The sequence below is a fragment of the Streptomyces sp. NPDC007901 genome (assembly GCF_042959465.1).
In the GTDB taxonomy this organism is placed as follows: Bacteria; Actinomycetota; Actinomycetes; order Streptomycetales; family Streptomycetaceae; genus Streptomyces.
Genome location: NZ_JBIBKW010000014.1, coordinates 114,184 through 131,648, shown reverse-complemented (window position 1 = coordinate 131,648; position 17,465 = coordinate 114,184). Strand labels below are relative to the sequence as shown.

Below are 17,465 nucleotides of genomic sequence, written 5' to 3'. Positions count from 1 at the left end.
ACCGCCCCTGCGGGCATGATGGGCGGGTGGACTTCGAGCCGTACCGGGGCGAGTTGGTGGCGTACTGCTACCGGATGCTGGGCTCGTTCCACGAGGCCGAGGACCTGGTGCAGGAGACCATGCTGCGCGCCTGGAAGGCCCGTGACCGCTACGACCCCGCGCGGGCGTCCGTGCGGACCTGGCTGTACCGGATCGCGACGAACGTGTGTCTGACGGCACTTCAGGGGCGGGCGCGGCGGCCGTTGCCGTCGGGACTGGGGGCGCCCAGCGGGGACCCGGAGGCGCCGCTCACGCCGGCGCTCGACGTGCCCTGGCTGGAGCCGTTCCCCGACGCGCGCTTCGACGTGGAGGCGCGCGCGGATCTGCGGCTCGCGCTGGTGGCGGCGCTGCAGGTGCTGCCCGCGCGGCAGAGGGCCGTGCTGGTGCTGCGCGAGGTGCTGGAGTTCAGCGCCGCCGAGGTCGCCGACCAGCTGGCGACCTCGGTGCCGGCCGTGAACAGCGCGCTGCAGCGGGCGCGCGCCGCGCTCGCGGGCGTGGGCGCCGCGGACGAGGTGACCGAGCCGGACGACGCCGTCGTGCGGGAGACGGTCGGCAGGTATGTGCGGGCGTTCGAGGCGGCCGATGTGCCCGCGCTGGTGCGGCTGCTCACGGACGACGCCGTCCTGGAGATGCCGCCGGTTTTGCTGTGGTACCGGGGCCGTCGCGAGTACGGCCTGTTCATGGAGCGGGTGTTCCGGCTCCGCGGGACGGGCTGGCGGATGCGCTCCCTCACCGCCAACGGCCAGCCCACGCTCGCCGCGTACGCCCCCAAGCCCGGCGGCGGGCACCGGCTGCACACCGTGCAGGTCCTCACGGTCACCGGCGGCGGCCGGGTCGCCTGCAACGTGGTGTTCGCGGACCCGCGCGTGCTGTCGGCGCTCGCGCCGGCGCAGCCGCCCGCGCCCTCCGCCCCCACCGGCTGACACCGGCGGAACCCCCGCCGAAGAGAATCCCCCGAAGAAAATCCGGCGACGGCGATGAGTCCGCCCGGTGCCGCCGGTATGTACCGGTGACCATCGAGCGAAGGGACCACCGCCATGAGCGTTGTCGTCATCGAATTCACCACTGTGGACGGGATCGTGTCCGACCCGGACGGCTCCGGGGGCACGCCCTACGGCGGCTGGATCTTCCGGTTCGGCCGGGAGGAGATCGCCGGGGACAAGTTCCGTCTCGGCCGCACCCTGGACGAGGGGGTCGTCCTGCTGGGACGGTCCACCTGGGAGGCCTTCGCGCGCCTGTGGCCGGGCCGCGACGACCCCTTCTCCGCGCGCCTGAACGCCGTACCGAAGCTGGTCGTCTCCCGCACTCTCTCCGACGTGTCGGCGTGGGCCAACTCCCGTCTCGTGGAGGGCGATCTGCTGGACGCGGTCAAGACCGAGCAGCGGGACGTGGTCGTGATGGGCAGCATCGGTGTCGTCCACGCGCTGGCCGCCGCCGACCTGGTCGACGAGTACCGGCTGCTGACCTTCCCCACCGTCCTCGGCACCGGCCGGCCGCTCTTCCCGGCCGGCGGTCCGCCCGCCGAGCTGGAGTGCGTGTCCGCGGAGCGTTCCGGCGCGGCGGTGCTGACCCGCTACCGCAGGGCGCGCGGCTGAGATTTCGCGCCCCCGGACGCGTCGGCACCCCCGAAACGACCCGTGCGGTGCTTCGACCGTGACATCTCTGCGGAGTGTCGCGTTATGAACACTTAAGACCTATCCATCAAGATGTGCGCGAAATCATCATTTCGTGCGGGTCTGCGGAGAGGGGTTCCAGGGTGAGCAGCGCATCGGTGTCGCCGAACGGTTTCGTGACCGTCCGGGGGCGTGGTTACCGCCCCGAGCAGGTCGACACGTTCATGGCGGCGCTCTCGGAGGACCGGGACGCCGCGTGGGAGCGGGCCGCGCGGCTCACCGTGCTCGCCAAGGAGATGGAGGCGGAGGCCGAGCGGCTGCGGGTCGTCGTCGCGGAGCTTCCGCCGCAGACGTACGAGACGCTCGGGGACCGCGCGCAGCGGGTGTTCCGGCTGGTGCTCGACGAGGCGGCGGCCGTCCGCAACAGCGCCCTGCGGGAGCTGACGGAAGGGGTCGCGGAGGTCGAGGAGCGCGCCGAGAGCATGTGCCGGGCGGTGCGGGAGCAGGCCGACGCGCTCCGCGCGGACGCCGAGGAACGCTCCCGCCAGCTGCTCCTCGCCGCCCGTGCCGAGGCCGACGACCTGCGCATCGGCGCCCGGCTGGAGGTGAAGGAGTGGCGCGGCGAGGCCCTCGGGGCGCTGCGCGAGGTGCGGCAGCGCACCACCGCGATGCTCGCCGACCAGGCCAAGGAGCACGCCGAACGCTGGGCCGAGGCGGAGCGCGAGGAGGCCGCGAGCGCCGCCGCGGTCGACGCGCACAACGCCGAACGCATCGCCCGCGCGGAGGCGGCCCTGGCCGAGGCCGAGCGTGCCCGGGTGGAGGCGGAGGACTCGGAACGCCGGTACCAGGAGGCGGCCCGGGTGCGGGCCGCCGAGATCCTGGAGGAGGCGCGGGTCCGGGAGGACCGCATCGCGCGGGAGACCGAGCGGGTGCTGCGCGAGCACGGGGAGACCTGGGACGACGTGCAGGCGCACATGGATCACATGCGCGACAGCCTCATGACCCTGACGGGACGCGCGACGGCGGAGTAGCACCGGCCAGGATGCGGCCCTCCACCGCCTCGTACTGCCGCCGCTGTTCCGCGGCCCGGCGCCGGCCGGAGGTCACCGTCCCCAGCCACCCCAGGAAGAAGCCGGCCGGGATGGAGACGATGCCGGTGGTGGTGAAGGGGAACCAGTTGAGGTCGGCGTGCGGGAAGGCGGCGCCCGGCGAGCCCGAGACCAGGTTGGTGCCCGGCATCAGCAGCAGCACGGTGAGGGTGCCGCCGAGCAGCGTGCACAGCAGGCCGGTGCGGGTGTAGCGGCGCCAGAAGAGGCCGTAGACCAGGGCGGGGGCGAGGGCGGAGGCGCCCACGCAGAAGGAGAGGGTGACCAGGGGCTGCAGGCTGTGGTGCTGCACCAGGGTCGCCAGCAGGATCGTCGGAACCCCTATGGCGAGTGCGGAAGCCCGGGCCAGGGTCATCTCGCGGCGGGCCGGCAGCTCCCGGGCGCGGGTCGCGAAGACGTCGTGGGCGAGGGAGTTGGCGCAGGCGAGGATCATGCCGGCGACGGAGGCGAGCAGGGTCAGGAAGATCGCCGTGGTGACGGTGGTGAAGAGCAGGCTCTCCGCCGTCGACACGTCGGTCCCGAACGCCGCGCGGGAGCCCAGCAGATAGGCGGTGTTGCCCTGCGGGTCGGCCGCGGCGATCGCACTCCGGCCGACCAGGGCGGTGGCGCCGAACCCGATCACGCTGATGATCAGCACGAACAGGGCCACACTCGACACCGCCCAGGACATCGAACGGCGTACCTGGCGGGCGCTGGAGGCGGTGTACATGCGCATCGTGATGTGCGGCAGGCAGGCGCCGCCGAGGACGATGGTCAGCTCCGACGTGATCATGTCGAGGCGGGCGGCGGGCCCGCCGGTGAACTGGAGGCCCGAGTGCAGGAAGGCGGGGCCGGCGCCGCTGCCCCGGGCCGCCGCGGTGAGCAGGGCGCCCGGGTCCCAGTCGAAGCGGTGCAGGACCAGCAGGGCGACGACCGTGCCGGAGCCGAGCAGCATCACGATCTTCAGGATCTGGATGAGGGCGGTGCCCTTCATGCCGCCGATGGCCGCGTAGCTGATCATCAGGGCGCCGAGGCCGACGACACAGCCGGTCTGCACGGCCTCGTTGGAGAAGCCGAGCAGGAAGGCCATCAGCTGCCCGGCGCCGGCGAGCTGGACCAGCATCAGCGGCAGCAGCGCGGCGATGGTCACCGCGCAGGCCGCGATCCGCACGCTCCGGCCGGGCATCCGGCGGGCCAGCGCGTCGCCCATGGTGAACCGGCCCGCGTTGCGCAGCGGTTCGGCCAGCAGGAACATCAGCAGCATCAGCGACAGGGCCGTGCTGAGGGCGAGCACGACACCGTCGTAGCCGCACAGGGCGATCACCCCGCCGGTGCCGAGGACGGTGGCCGCGGAGATGTAGTCACCGGCGATCGCGAGGCCGTTGCGGAGCGGGGAGAGCGAGCCGTAGCCGGTGTAGAACTCGGCGAGGTCGTCGCGGTCCGGGCCGGTCATCACGCACAGCAGGAGGGTGAGGGTGGCGACGACGGTGAAGGCGACCAGCGACATGGACTGCGCGGTACCGCTGAAGCCGCTCACCGTACGGCCCCCCGCCGGGCGTCCAGCTCCGCGGTTCTGCGGATGCGCTCGGCGAGCGGGTCGACATGGCGGCGCGCGGTGTGCTCGTACAGGGCGATCGCCAGCCAGGTGACGGGGAGCTGGAGGAGCGCGAGGAGCAGGCCGGTGGGGACGCCGTCGGCGACCGTGCTGGTCATCACGGACGGGGCGAACGCCGACAGCACCAGGAAGAGGGTGAAGTAGCCGAGCGCGGTGAGGGTCGCGGTGCGCCGCTGCAGCCGGTAGGCGCCGCGCAGCACCCGCAGGTCGCTGTGGTGCCCGACCGGCTCCCGGTGCGGCACATGGCGGGGCCGCGGCGGCTCCGGCGCCGGCGGCTGCCAGGGGTAGGTGTACGACGGCTCGCGCGGGGACGACGGTGGGGAAGGCGGGGACGGGTCGTAGGACATCCCGGTGCTCCTTGCGTGGCTCGGGTCCGTGGCGGCGGACCGCAGGGAGAGGTGGGGAGCGGGGCACGCACGTTACTCGCAGGTATCCGGGGCGCGCGGCCTTTTCCGGCAACTGGCCGGTCGGTATGCGCTTACTGCGGGAGAGCGTTGTTGACCTGGGGTGTTACCCGCGTTAACTCCGGGGCGGGAGTCAGTCCTTGAGGACCGGGAAGCGTCGCGGCGCGACGAACAGCAGGACCAGGAACGCCAGTGCGGCCGCGCACGCCGCTCCGAGGTACACCGCGTGCACCGCGTCCGCGATCGCGTGGCGGGTGGCCTCGGGAACCGCGCCGTCGTCCAGCGCGCGGGTGACCGAGTCGAGGTCGCCCGCACCGCCCAGCCGGGCCGCCAGCACCCCGTTGGCGACCGCGCCGAACACCGAGGCGCCGATGGTCTGCCCGGTCTGCCGGCAGAACAGCACCGACGCGGTCGTGGTGCCCCGCTCCGCCCAGCCCACCGTCGACTGCACGCCCACGAGCAGCGGCAGCTGGAACAGGCCGAGCGCGGCGCCCAGCAGGAGCATCAGCAGCGTCGGCTGCCAGGCCGACCCCGGATAGGGCAGGAAGGGGAACGCGAACAGGATCAGCGCGGCCGCGCCGATGCCGAGCATCGCGGTGTCGCGGAAGCCGATGCGCCGGTAGACGTGCTGGCTGAGGGCGGCCGACACCGGCCAGCTCAGCGTCCACACCGACAGCACGAAGCCGGCGGCCACCGGCGCGAGCCCGAGGACCGACTGCGCGTACGTCGGCAGGAACACCGTCGGCGCCACCATCAGCAGGCCCAGCGCGCCGAGCGCCAGGTTGACGGCCGCGATCGTACGGCGGCGCCACACCCACCCCGGGATGATCGGCTCCGCCGCCCGGCGCTCGATCCACACCACGAGCCCCGCCAGCCCCAGCCCGCCGGCGAACAGCGCGCACGACGGCGCGGACCACCACGCCCACGCCACCCCGCCCTGCACGAGCGCCGTCAGCAGCACGCCCCCGCAGGCGAAGACCGCCAGCGCGCCCGCCCAGTCCACCTTCGGGGGCGTGCGCGGCGCGCGCTCCGGCTCGTGGAGGTGACGCACTATCAGCCAGAGCGCCGCCGCGCCGATCGGCAAGTTGATCAGGAAGATCCACCGCCAGTCCGCGTACGCGGCCAGCACCCCGCCGAGCCCCGGCCCGGCGACCGCCGACACCGCCCACACCGTGGAGAGCTTCGACTGGATCTTCGGCCGCTCCTCCAGCGGGTACAGGTCGGCCGCGAGGGTCTGCACGGTGCCCTGCAGCGCCCCGCCGCCGAGGCCCTGCACGATCCGGAAGGCGATCAGCGCGGCCATGTTCCAGGCGGCCGCGCACAGCAGCGACCCCAGCAGGAACACCGCGGCGCCCGCGACCAGCACCGGCTTGCGGCCGAAGGTGTCGGAGAGCTTGCCGTACACCGGCAGGGTCACGGTCACGGCCAGCAGATAGCCCGAGAACAGCCAGGAGAAGACGGAGAAGCCGCCGAGGTCGCCGACGATCTGCGGTACGGCGGTGGAGACGACGGTGGAGTCGAGCGCCGCCAGCGCCATCGAGAGCATCAGCGCGGCCACCACGGCCCCGCGCCGGCCCGTCCCCGTCTCCCGGCCCGCCGCGCGTATCGCGGGTGTCGTGCTCCCCACCCCGGATCCCCTCCCCGTGTGCCCCTCATGCATCTATGTCGTGTACGACAGCTTCCCATCCGTCCGCACCCGGCGGGAGTACGTGTCCACCTGGCAAGAACGGGCCGCCACCCGGCGGGAACCGGCGGCGGCTTGACCCTCACGCCACGGGAGGGTGGAGGCTGCCCCGGTCGAAGGGTGGAGCCCGACCCCGAGAAGGGCTCCACCCGGCGGTGGACGTCCCCTAGGGGGGTCCTCCGTACTACGGCTCGGGGAGGGTTCGTACCGCCGGAGGAGGAGACGGCACCCCGTCCGTCCTTAACCTGGCTTTACGCCGCCGGGGGGCGGTTGACCGAACCGGCGGGGGTGGGGTTTTCCCCCGGGCAAGACGGGGCTCCGCACCAGCGCGGAGCGACCCCGCCGACCGCGAGACTCATCGTCGTACCGAACGCAGCACGGCAAGGCGCAGCACCACGCTGTCCCTTCGCCGACCGACTTAGGAGACATACCGTGACATCGGCTGTGACCATTCCCAGGCACGGGGGTACTGGAGGGCGAACGGCCGTTGCCGCGCGGGCGCGGCAGGTCGTCAAGGCGTACGGGGCCGGAGAGACCCGGGTCGTCGCCCTCGACCACGTCGACGTGGACATCGCGCGGGGCCAGTTCACCGCGATCATGGGCCCCTCGGGCTCCGGAAAGTCCACCTTGATGCACTGCCTCGCCGGGCTCGACACCGTGACGAGCGGTCAGATCCACCTGGACGAGACCGAGATCACCGGCCTCAAGGACAAGAAGCTCACCCAGCTGCGCCGGGACCGGATCGGGTTCATCTTCCAGGCGTTCAACCTGCTGCCCACCCTGAACGTGCTGGAGAACATCACGCTGCCCATGGACATCGCCGGGCGAAAGCCCGACAAGGAGTGGCTGGGGCGTGTGGTCGACACCGTGGGGCTCGCGGACCGGCTCAAGCACCGCCCCACGCAGCTCTCGGGCGGCCAGCAGCAGCGCGTGGCCGTGGCGCGCGCCCTCGCCGCGCGCCCCGAGATCATCTTCGGTGACGAGCCGACCGGAAACCTCGACTCCCGGGCCGGCGCGGAGGTGCTGGGCTTCCTGCGGACCTCCGTCGACGAGCTGGGCCAGACCATCGTCATGGTCACCCACGACCCGGTCGCCGCCTCCTACGCGGACCGTGTCCTGTACCTCGCCGACGGCCGGATCGTCGACGAGATGTTCCGGCCGACCGCGGACGCCGTCCTGGACCGCATGAAGGACTTCGACGCGCGGGGGCGTACGTCATGACCGTCATGAAGACCTCGATGCGCAACTTCTTCGCGCACAAGGGGCGCATGGCCCTCTCGGCGATAGCCGTGCTGCTGTCCGTGGCGTTCGTGTGCGGCACCCTGGTGTTCACCGACACGATGAACACGACCTTCGACAAGCTGTTCGCGGCGACCTCGGCCGATGTCACGGTCAGCGCCCGGAGCGCCTCCGACACCGGTGAGACCACCTCCGACAACGGCAAGCCGCCGGTCATGCCGGCCTCGGTGCTGGCCAAGGTCCGCGCGGCGGACGGCGTCAAGTCGGCGGAGGGGACGGTCTTCTCGACGTCCGTCACCGTCGTCGACGCGAAGAAGGACAGCCTGTCGCCGTCCAGCGGCGCGCCGACCATCGTCGGCAGCTGGAACTCCAACGACGCCCGCACCATGAAGATCACCTCCGGTACGGCGCCCGCCAACTCCGGCCAGGTCATGGTCGACGCCGACACCGCCGACAAGCACCACCTGAAGCTCGGCGACGAGATCGGCGTGATCAGCGCGGTCGGCACCCACACCGCGAAGATCTCCGGCATCGCCGACTTCACCGTCACCAACCCCGGTGCCGCGATCTTCTACCTCGACACGAGGACCGCGCAGCAGACGCTCGTCGGGCAGACCGGCGTCTTCACCAACGTCAACGTGACGGCCGCGCCGGGCGTGACCGACCCGCAGCTGAAGAAGAACGTGACCGGCGAACTCGGCGCCCGCTACAAGGTGCAGACCGCCAAGGAGACCGCCGACGCCAACCAGAAGGACGTCGAGAGCTTCATGAACGTCATGAAGTACGCGATGCTCGGCTTCGCCGGGATCGCGTTCCTCGTCGGCATCTTCCTGATCATCAACACCTTCTCGATGCTGGTCGCCCAGCGCACCCGCGAGATCGGCCTGATGCGGGCCATCGGCGCCGGCCGCCGCCAGGTCAACCGGTCCGTGCTCGTCGAGGCCCTGCTGCTCGGCACGGTCGGCTCGGTCCTCGGCGTCGGCGCGGGCGTCGGCATCGCGGTCGGCCTGATGAAGCTCATGGGCTCCATGGGCATGCATCTGTCGACGAGCGATCTGACGGTCGCCTGGACGACCCCGGTGGTCGGCGTCGTCCTCGGTGTCGTCGTCACCGTCCTCGCCGCCTACCTCCCCGCGCGGCGGGCCGGCAAGGTCTCCCCGATGGCCGCGCTGCGCGACGCGGGCGCCCCCGCCGACGCCAGGGCCGGTGTCGTCCGCGCCCTGGTGGGCCTCCTGCTGACCGCCGGCGGCGGCTACGGCCTCTACCTGGCCTCGCAGGCGAACCAGGCCAAGGCGGGCGCCGGCTGGCTCGGCCTCGGCATCGTGCTCTCGCTCATCGGGTTCGTCGTCATCGGCCCGCTGCTCGCCGGCGGGGTGGTACGCGTCCTGGGCGCCGTCCTGCTGCGGATGTTCGGCCCCGTCGGACGCATGGCCGAGCGCAACGCGCTGCGCAACCCGCGCCGCACCGGCGCCACGGGCGCCGCCCTGATGATCGGCCTCGCGCTGGTCGCCTGCCTCTCGGTGGTCGGCTCCTCCATGGTCGCCTCCGCGACCGACCAGCTCGACAAGACCGTCGGCACGGACTTCATCATCCAGTCCGACAGCGGCCAGCGGATCACCCCGCAGGCGGTCAAGGCCGTCAAGGACGTGCCGGGGCTCGCCCGGGTCACCGAGTACCGGGACACCACCGCCGACTACACCACGCCCGACGGCAAGACCCTCAAGGACACCGACATCACGGCGGCCGACCCGACGTACGCCACCGACCTGCGCACCAAGACCGTCGCCGGCGACCTCAAGAACGCCTACCTGCCCGACTCGATGTCCGTCCACGAGAAGTTCGCCAAGGCGCACGGCATCCACCTCGGCTCGAAGATCACCGTCAAGTTCAAGGACGGGGGCACGGCCCACCTGACCGTCCGCGCGATCACCAGCAGCGACGTCGTCATCGACCAGGGCGCCAAGTACATCTCCATCGCCACGCTCGCCCAGTACGTGCCGGCCGCCAAGATGCCGCTCGACGAGCTGGTCTTCGCCACGGCCAAGGACGGGCAGCAGGACGCCGCGTACAAGTCCCTCAAGTCCGCCCTGCACGACTACCCGCAGTACACCGTGCGCGACCAGACCGACTACAAGCAGGCGCTCAAGGACCAGATCGGCCAGCTGCTGAATCTGATCTACGGCCTGCTCGCCCTCGCCATCATCGTCGCGGTCCTCGGCGTGGTGAACACCCTGGCCCTCTCCGTCGTCGAGCGGACCCGCGAGATCGGCCTGATGCGGGCCATCGGCCTCTCCCGACGCCAGCTGCGCCGCATGATCCGCATGGAGTCGGTGGTCATCGCCCTCTTCGGCGCCCTGCTGGGCCTGGGGCTCGGCATGGGCTGGGGCGCGACGGCCCAGAAGCTGCTCGCCCTCCAGGGCCTGAAGGTCCTGGAGATCCCGTGGCCGACCATCATCGGGGTCTTCGTCGGCTCCGCCTTCGTCGGCCTCTTCGCCGCCCTGATCCCGGCGTTCCGCGCGGGCCGCATGAACGTCCTGAACGCCATCGCCACGGACTGAGGCGACAGCGAGAGCCACCGCATACGGGGGTTGCGGGGGAAAGCCCGGTGCCGGGGAGTCCTGGGGACTCTCCGGCACCGGGCATAGGCTTCGGGGGTCCAGGGGGCGGAGCCCCTTGGTACGGCCAGGGCAGCGGAGGTTATCCACAGCCCCGGCGCCCGCGCCCGCGTAGTCGTACGCTGGAGACCCCCCGGTCGCAGCCCGCGCCGGGCACTTCGCGTTGCCCACCCCCCGACGAAAGCCGCCCTGAATGAGCCTGCACGGTCTGCTCGACGCCGTCGTCAAGGACCCCGCCCTCGCGGAAGCGATCAAGGCAGCCGGGGACGGCAACCGCATGCACGTCGACCTGGTCGGCCCCCCGGCGGCCCGCCCCTTCGCGGTCGCCGCCCTGGCCCGCGAGACCGGCCGCCCCGTGCTCGCGGTCACCGCCACCGGCCGTGAGGCCGAGGACCTGGCAGCCGCCCTGCGCACGCTCCTGCCCTCCGAGGGCGTCGTGGAGTACCCCTCCTGGGAGACGCTCCCGCACGAGCGGCTCAGCCCGCGCAGCGACACCGTCGGCCGCCGGCTCGCCGTCCTGCGCCGCCTCGCCCACCCCCGCCCCGACGACCCCGAGACCGGCCCGGTCTCCGTGGTCGTCGCGCCCGTACGATCCGTGCTCCAGCCGCAGGTCAAGGGCCTCGGCGACCTGGAACCGGTGGCGCTGCGCACCGGGCAGAGCGCCGACCTCAACGACATCGTCGAAGCCCTCGCCGCGGCCGCCTACGCGCGCGTGGAGCTCGTCGAGAAGCGCGGCGAGTTCGCCGTCCGCGGCGGCATCCTGGATGTCTTCCCGCCCACCGAGGAACACCCCCTGCGCGTCGAGTTCTGGGGCGACGACGTCGAGGAGATCCGCTACTTCAAGGTGGCCGACCAGCGCTCCCTGGAGGTCGCCGAGCACGGCCTGTGGGCGCCGCCCTGCCGCGAGCTGCTGCTGACCGACGACGTCCGCGCACGCGCGCGTGCGCTCGCCGAGGAACACCCCGAGCTGGGCGAGCTGCTGAACAAGATCGCCGAGGGGATCGCGGTCGAGGGCATGGAGTCCCTCGCCCCGGTCCTCGTCGACGACATGGAGCTGCTGCTCGACGTGCTGCCCAAGGGCGCGATGGCCGTCGTGTGCGATCCGGAGCGGGTCCGCACGCGCGCCGCCGACCTGGTCGCGACCAGCCAGGAGTTCCTGCAGGCCTCCTGGGCTGCCACGGCCGGCGGCGGCGAGGCGCCCATCGACGTCGGCGCGGCCTCCCTGTGGTCGATCGCCGGCGTCCGCGACCGTGCGCGCGAGCTGGACATGATGTGGTGGTCGGTGTCGCCGTTCGCCGCCGACGAGGAGCTGTCCGCCGACACCCTCAAGCTCGGCATGCACGCCCCCGAGACCTACCGCGGCGACACCGCCAAGGCCCTCGCGGACACCAAGGGCTGGCTGGCCGACGGCTGGCGCACCGTCTTCGTCACCGAGGGCCACGGCCCCGCCTCCCGCACCGTCGAGGTGCTCGGCGGCGAGGGCATCGCCGCCCGCCTGGACGTCGACCTGGGCGAGGTCAGCCCCTCGGTCGTGCACGTGTCGTGCGGCTCGATCGACTACGGCTTCGTCGACCCGGCGCTCAGACTCGCCGTCCTCACCGAGACCGACCTGACCGGCCAGAAGGCGGCCGGCAAGGACGGCGCCCGGATGCCGGCCCGCCGCCGCAAGACCATCGACCCGCTCACCCTGGAGCCGGGCGACTACATCGTCCACGAGCAGCACGGCGTCGGCCGCTACATCGAGATGGTGCAGCGCACCGTCCAGGGCGCCACCCGCGAGTACCTGGTCGTCGAGTACGCCCCCGCCAAGCGCGGCCAGCCCGGCGACCGGCTGTACATCCCGACCGACCAGCTGGAGCAGATCACCAAGTACGTCGGCGGTGAGGCGCCCACCCTGCACCGGCTCGGCGGCGCGGACTGGACGAAGACCAAGGCGCGTGCCAAGAAGGCCGTCAAGGAGATCGCCGCCGACCTGATCAGGCTCTACAGCGCGCGCATGGCCGCCCCCGGCCACTCCTTCGGCGGGGACACGCCGTGGCAGCGCGAGCTGGAGGACGCGTTCCCGTACGCGGAGACCCCCGACCAGCTGACCACCATCGCCGAGGTCAAGGAGGACATGGAGAAGTCGATCCCCATGGACCGCCTGATCTGTGGCGACGTCGGCTACGGCAAGACGGAGATCGCGGTCCGGGCCGCCTTCAAGGCGGTCCAGGACGGCAAGCAGGTCGCCGTCCTCGTCCCCACCACCCTGCTGGTGCAGCAGCACTTCGGGACGTTCTCCGAGCGGTACTCGCAGTTCCCGGTGAGCGTGAAGGCGCTCTCCCGGTTCCAGACCGACACCGAGGCGAAGGGGACCCTGGAGGGCCTGCGCGAGGGCGCGGTCGACGTCGTCATCGGCACCCACCGGCTGTTCTCCTCCGAGACCAAGTTCAAGGACCTCGGCCTGGTCATCGTCGACGAGGAGCAGCGCTTCGGCGTCGAGCACAAGGAGCAGTTGAAGAAGCTGCGCGCCAACGTCGACGTGCTGACCATGTCGGCCACCCCGATCCCGCGCACCCTGGAGATGGCGGTCACCGGCATCCGCGAGATGTCCACGATCACCACGCCCCCGGAGGAGCGGCACCCGGTGCTCACCTTCGTCGGGCCGTACGAGGAGAAGCAGATCGGCGCCGCCATCCGCCGCGAACTGCTGCGTGAGGGCCAGGTCTTCTACATCCACAACCGGGTCGAGTCCATCGACCGCGCGGCGGCCAGACTCCGTGAGATCGTCCCCGAGGCGCGCATCGCGACGGCCCACGGCCAGATGTCGGAGTCGGCGCTGGAGCAGGTCGTCGTGGACTTCTGGGAGAAGAAGTTCGACGTCCTCGTCTCGACGACGATCGTCGAGTCCGGCATCGACATCTCCAACGCCAACACGCTGATCGTGGAGCGCGGCGACACCTTCGGCCTGTCCCAGCTGCACCAGCTGCGCGGCCGGGTCGGCCGTGGCCGCGAGCGCGGGTACGCGTACTTCCTGTACCCGCCGGAGAAGCCGCTCACCGAGACCGCGCACGAACGGCTCGCCACCATCGCCCAGCACACCGAGATGGGCGCCGGCATGTACGTGGCGATGAAGGACCTGGAGATCCGCGGCGCCGGCAACCTGCTCGGCGGCGAGCAGTCCGGGCACATCGCGGGCGTCGGCTTCGACCTGTACGTCCGCATGGTCGGCGAGGCCGTCGCGGACTACCGGCGGCAGCTGGAGACCGGGGAGATCGAGGAGGAGGCGCCGCTCGAGGTCAAGATCGAGCTGCCCGTCGACGCGCACGTCCCGCACGACTACGCGCCCGGCGAGCGGCTGCGCCTCCAGGCCTACCGTTCCATCGCCTCCGCCAACTCCGAGGACGACATCAGGGCCGTCCGCGAGGAACTCACCGACCGCTACGGCAAGTTGCCCGAGCCGGTGGAGAACCTGCTGCTCGTCGCCGGGCTGCGGATGCTCGCGCGCGCCTGCGGGGTCGGCGAGATCGTGCTCCAGGGCACCAACATCCGGTTCGCGCCGGTCGAACTGCGCGAATCGCAGGAGCTGCGGGTCAAGCGTCTGTACCCCGGGACCGTCATCAAACCGGCCGTCCACCAGGTGCTGGTGCCCCGCCCGAAGACCGCGAAGGTCGGCGGAAAGCCGCTGGTCGGGAGGGAGTTGCTGGGCTGGGTGGGCGAGTTCCTGGCCTCGGTCCTGGGCTCGTAGAAAACGCCCGGGGGCGCGGCCTTCGCCGGTTTCCTTGACACCGGCCGCGCCCCCTCCTCATCGTTGACGCACCGGTGCCTGCCAGGCGCCCCGTTCATTCCCAGGGGGAGGAATGAACAGCGTCGTCTTCGGCAATCTCGGCGTCACACTCACCGACCGGCACGGCGCTCGCGTCACCCGCCTGCCGCACCGCCCGCCCGGCCCGGCGCCCGTCCCGCTCCCGCACCGACCGGGCGCGGGCCCACCGCCGTACCTCGTGGGCCGCACCCGCGAACTCGACCTGGTGCACCGGGCGGTGCGCGAGCGCGGGGCGGTCGAGTTCACCGGGCCCTGCGGATCGGGCCGGACCACCCTGCTGCGGAACGCGGCGGCCCTCGGCGGCAGCTACACGCGCGTGGGCCGCACCGAACTGGAGGACCTGCTCCAGGACCTGATGCGCCAGTTCTACGTCTACCCGGGCCCGGACGGCACCCGGCTCGGCACCGAGGAGTGCGCCGGGGCCCTCGGCGGCGTCCGCGGAGTCGTCGTACTCGACGATGTGCCCTACGGCCCGCAGCACCTCGCATACCTGCGGCTGGTGCTGCCGGGCTGCGCGCTGCTGACCGGTACCGGCACACCGGCGCTCGGCGCGCTCGGGACCTCGCACGCGCTGCCCGGGCTGCCGGAGACGGCGGCCCTCGCCCTGCTCTCGCGCGAACTGGGCCGCTACCTCCCCGAACCCGAACAGGCCGCCGTACGACGGCTGGTGGCGGCCGTCGGCGGACAGCCGCTGGCGCTGCGGCAGGCGGCCGCGCTCGTCCGGTTCGACGGCCACACCTTCGCCGACCTCGCGGCGCGGGCGGAGGCCGACCCGGGGGTCCTGGACGAGCTGAGCATCTCGGCCGTGGGGCCCGAGGCCAGGCGGGCCCTGGCGGTGCTCACCCTGGTCGGCGGTGTGCTGCTGCCGGCCGGCCTGCTCGCGCAGATGGCCGACATCGCCTATGTGGCCGAGACCCTGGAGTCGCTGTCCTCGCGCGGACTGGCCGAACAGCGTGAGGACCGCTTCGGCCTACCCGTCTGCAAGTCCGAGCCCTACCGGCGGATCCTGTACCGCTCCATCGGCCTCGCCTCCGCCGTGCGCGCGCTGGCCGCCTGGCTGGCCTCCGGCGACCCCACGGGTGAGGAGGCGCGCGGGGCCGCCGAGGCGGCGCTCGGCCTGCTCGGCATCGCGGCCGAACGGCGCGAGTGGCAGGCCGTCGTCGAGATCGTCACCGCCGTCGAACGCGTGCTCTTCGTGCAGGGGCACTGGCAGGCCTGGCAGCAGACCCTCGCGCAGGGCATCACCGCGGCGCAGGCGGTCGGGGACCGGGCCGCCGAGGCGTACTTCACCCATCAGCAGGGCGTCCAGCACTTCCTGCACGACCGCACCGAGCACGCCCGGCGCCTGCTCCGCCGCGCCCTCGACCTGCGCACCGAACTCGGCGACACCGCGGGCGCCGCGGTCACCGCCGCCAACCTCGCCCTCCTCGAACCCGTGCCGTCCCCACCGCCGCCGCCGGCCGATCCGCAGGGAACGCGGCGGCCCTGGCAGCGGGCGCTGATCGCGGTCGCCGCGGTGGTGGCGGTGCTGGTGGCCGGCACGGTGATCGGGCGGGCGCTGGGCGGTTCGGGAGGCGGCAGCGACGACGTGGGGTCGTCCCCCATGGCCTCGGCGGACGGCGGGACGGGCGGCGGGGCGGTGGACGGCGGCACGAGCGGTTCGGCGGCGGACGGCGGCACGACGGTCGGCGGGACGAACACCGGAACCAGCAACGGAACGAGTGTCGGGACGGTCAACGGGACGAGCGTCGGAACCAGCCGTGGCACATCCGTGGGGCAGACGACGAACGGCAACGGCGGATCACCCCTGTTGCTCGGGCCCGTCATCTCCCCGGCCTCGTACGACTTCGGCCAGGTGAACATCTCCCCGGTCTCGGACACGCCGGAACACGACATCACCGTCACCAACCCCAACAGCCAGGCCATCGAGCTCGGCGCGGTGACGGTCCCCGCCGACAGCGGCTTCTCGGCGGTGGCCGGCACCTGCGGGAGCCGGCTGGAAGCGGGCGCCTCCTGCACGGAGACCGTCGAGTTCCAGCCGAGCCGGCTCGGCGCCGCGAGCACGAGGCTCACCGTCGCCTCGGGCGGGAAGTCCTACACGGCCGGGCTCACCGGCACCGGAAAGGCCCTGCTCACGATCGACTTCGCCGGGGCGTCCGACCGCACGGTGTGGATCAAGGACGGCCAAGGCACGATTCTCTGCGAGGCCAAGGACGACTCCGAAGAGGACGAGGCCGGACCCGGTCCGTGCGAAGTCACCGTGGCGGACCCGGAGACGAAGCTGAACGCGAGCATCTCGGACACCAGCTTCCGCTTCCTCGGCTGGTCCGGTGACGCCTGCACCGGCGACAACCCCTGTGTGCCGGTCCTCGACCAGAACGGCACGGAGACCGTGACCTTCGCCCCGCCCAGGCTCAGTTGACGCCCCGGCGAGGCGTGAGCGGGCGCGCGGGAGCGTGGGCCGGGCTTCGCCCCGGGCGGCAACGGGGTGATGGTGCGAGCGAGTTGCGGGTATCCGTCCCTCTGGGGCCCGGCCGGGCCCGAAAACCCGGCGGATAGCGTGGGACCTGCGAAGATCCGCCCGTGCGGAGGCGGACGAGGGCGAGAAAGAGGGGGCGCACGTGGCGCGTCTGAGGGGCGGGGCGGTCATCGCTGTCGTCATGATCTTTGCCGTGGCCGGCTGCAAGGACCTGGAGGACAAGGGGAGTCCGGGCGCCCAGGGCACGGGCGGCGGCGGGGGAGCGGCGCTGACCGCGGCCGACTCGCTGACCGTCAAGGGCCGGGCGCCCAAGACCGGGTACACCCGGGAGAAGTTCGGCTCGGCCTGGGCGGACACCGACTCCAACTCCTGCGACACCCGCGACGACATACTCAAGCGGGACCTGAAGGACGTGAAGTTCACCGACGGCGACTGCAAGGTCTCCTCCGGGGTGCTGAAGCCGGACCCCTACTCCGGCAAGGAGATCACCTACACGCGGGGCCGCAGCCTGGTGGACATAGACCACCTCGTCGCCCTGTCGGACGCCTGGCAGAAGGGCGCCAAGTACTGGGACGCCAGCAAGCGCATAGCCCTGGCCAACGACCCGCTCAACCTCCTGGCCGTCGACGCGAGCGCGAACCGCGGCAAGGGCGACGGCGACGCTGCCACCTGGCTCCCGCCCGGCAAGGCCTACCGCTGCACCTATGTCGCCGCGCAGGTCGCCGTGAAGAAGAAGTACGGCCTGTGGGTCACCGCCGCCGAGAAGGCCGCGATGAAGAAGGTCCTCGCCGACTGCCCCGACCAGAAGATCCCCTCGGGCGGCAACCCCACCAAGGCGCCCTCGCGGTTCAAGGCGCACTGAGCCGCTGCGGAAACTCCCTCGCCGC

At 72.3% G+C, this 17,465-nt stretch carries 11 protein-coding genes; 8 read left to right on the top strand and 3 right to left on the bottom strand.

The genetic code is table 11. The features are described 5' to 3' along the window. The first annotated feature begins 26 nt into the window (after nucleotides 1-26). The 3 genes from ACFZDK_RS36970 (at nucleotide 27) to ACFZDK_RS36960 (ending at nucleotide 2,683) form a co-directional block, all read left to right on the top strand. A complete protein-coding gene (locus ACFZDK_RS36970; protein WP_390978935.1) occupies nucleotides 27-962 on the top strand; it encodes an RNA polymerase subunit sigma-70 in 936 nt (311 codons plus the stop codon). A 114-nt stretch (nucleotides 963-1,076) separates the two neighbouring features. Beyond that, nucleotides 1,077-1,634: a dihydrofolate reductase family protein gene (locus ACFZDK_RS36965; protein ID WP_390978933.1), complete on the top strand. Its 558-nt coding sequence runs from the start codon at nucleotides 1,077-1,079 to the stop codon at nucleotides 1,632-1,634. Nucleotides 1,635-1,795: 161 nt separating this feature from the next. Further along, nucleotides 1,796-2,683, top strand: coding sequence for a cellulose-binding protein (locus ACFZDK_RS36960; RefSeq protein ID WP_390978931.1), 888 nt, complete (start codon nucleotides 1,796-1,798; stop codon nucleotides 2,681-2,683). On the opposite strand, the gene ACFZDK_RS36955 is transcribed toward ACFZDK_RS36960, so the two are convergent. The 3 genes from ACFZDK_RS36955 to ACFZDK_RS36945 all read right to left on the bottom strand — a co-directional run bounded on the left by ACFZDK_RS36955 (nucleotide 2,649) and on the right by ACFZDK_RS36945 (nucleotide 6,383). Next, nucleotides 2,649-4,244, bottom strand: a complete 1,596-nt coding sequence (locus tag ACFZDK_RS36955) for a cation acetate symporter (protein ID WP_390979160.1) — start codon at nucleotides 4,242-4,244, stop codon at nucleotides 2,649-2,651. The genes ACFZDK_RS36960 and ACFZDK_RS36955 overlap by 35 nt on opposite strands. Nucleotides 4,245-4,270: 26 nt before the next feature. After that, nucleotides 4,271-4,699: a DUF485 domain-containing protein gene (locus ACFZDK_RS36950; RefSeq protein ID WP_390978929.1), complete on the bottom strand. Its 429-nt coding sequence runs from the start codon at nucleotides 4,697-4,699 to the stop codon at nucleotides 4,271-4,273. Nucleotides 4,700-4,889: 190 nt separating this feature from the next. After that, a complete protein-coding gene (locus tag ACFZDK_RS36945) occupies nucleotides 4,890-6,383 on the bottom strand; it encodes an MFS transporter (RefSeq protein ID WP_390978927.1) in 1,494 nt (497 codons plus the stop codon). 489 nt (nucleotides 6,384-6,872) lie between these two features. Between ACFZDK_RS36945 and ACFZDK_RS36940 the strand changes: the two genes are divergently transcribed. The 5 genes from ACFZDK_RS36940 to ACFZDK_RS36920 all read left to right on the top strand — a co-directional run bounded on the left by ACFZDK_RS36940 (nucleotide 6,873) and on the right by ACFZDK_RS36920 (nucleotide 17,440). Then, the gene (locus ACFZDK_RS36940) at nucleotides 6,873-7,661 is read left to right on the top strand and encodes an ATP-binding cassette domain-containing protein (protein ID WP_390978925.1); all 789 of its coding nucleotides are present in this window, start codon (nucleotides 6,873-6,875) and stop codon (nucleotides 7,659-7,661) included. Then, on the top strand, nucleotides 7,658-10,237 hold the full coding sequence (locus ACFZDK_RS36935; RefSeq protein ID WP_390978923.1) for an FtsX-like permease family protein: 2,580 nt from the start codon (nucleotides 7,658-7,660) through the stop codon (nucleotides 10,235-10,237). The genes ACFZDK_RS36940 and ACFZDK_RS36935 overlap by 4 nt, the downstream gene beginning before the upstream one ends. Before the next feature lie 250 nt (nucleotides 10,238-10,487). Next, complete coding sequence (gene mfd, locus ACFZDK_RS36930; protein WP_390978921.1) at nucleotides 10,488-14,021, top strand: transcription-repair coupling factor; 3,534 nt, start codon at nucleotides 10,488-10,490, stop codon at nucleotides 14,019-14,021. Between the two features lie 112 nt (nucleotides 14,022-14,133). Continuing rightward, nucleotides 14,134-16,521 carry a hypothetical protein gene (locus ACFZDK_RS36925; protein WP_390978919.1) on the top strand — a complete coding sequence of 796 codons (2,388 nt, stop codon included), beginning with the start codon at nucleotides 14,134-14,136 and terminating at the stop codon, nucleotides 16,519-16,521. 199 nt (nucleotides 16,522-16,720) lie between these two features. Continuing rightward, complete coding sequence (locus tag ACFZDK_RS36920; RefSeq protein WP_390978917.1) at nucleotides 16,721-17,440, top strand: DUF1524 domain-containing protein; 720 nt, start codon at nucleotides 16,721-16,723, stop codon at nucleotides 17,438-17,440. Nucleotides 17,441-17,465: the final 25 nt, after the last annotated feature.

What these genes read in the sequence shown, in the direction of transcription:
- ACFZDK_RS36955 (WP_390979160.1), bottom strand. Translation starts at nt 4,244, where the DNA reads ATGTCGCTGGTCGCCTTCACCGTCGTCGCCACCCTCACCCTCCTGCTG.
- ACFZDK_RS36965 (WP_390978933.1), top strand. Translation starts at nt 1,077, where the DNA reads ATGAGCGTTGTCGTCATCGAATTCACCACTGTGGACGGGATCGTGTCC.
- ACFZDK_RS36925 (WP_390978919.1), top strand. Translation starts at nt 14,134, where the DNA reads ATGAACAGCGTCGTCTTCGGCAATCTCGGCGTCACACTCACCGACCGG.
- ACFZDK_RS36950 (WP_390978929.1), bottom strand. Translation starts at nt 4,699, where the DNA reads ATGTCCTACGACCCGTCCCCGCCTTCCCCACCGTCGTCCCCGCGCGAG.
- ACFZDK_RS36935 (WP_390978923.1), top strand. Translation starts at nt 7,658, where the DNA reads ATGACCGTCATGAAGACCTCGATGCGCAACTTCTTCGCGCACAAGGGG.
- mfd (WP_390978921.1), top strand. Translation starts at nt 10,488, where the DNA reads ATGAGCCTGCACGGTCTGCTCGACGCCGTCGTCAAGGACCCCGCCCTC.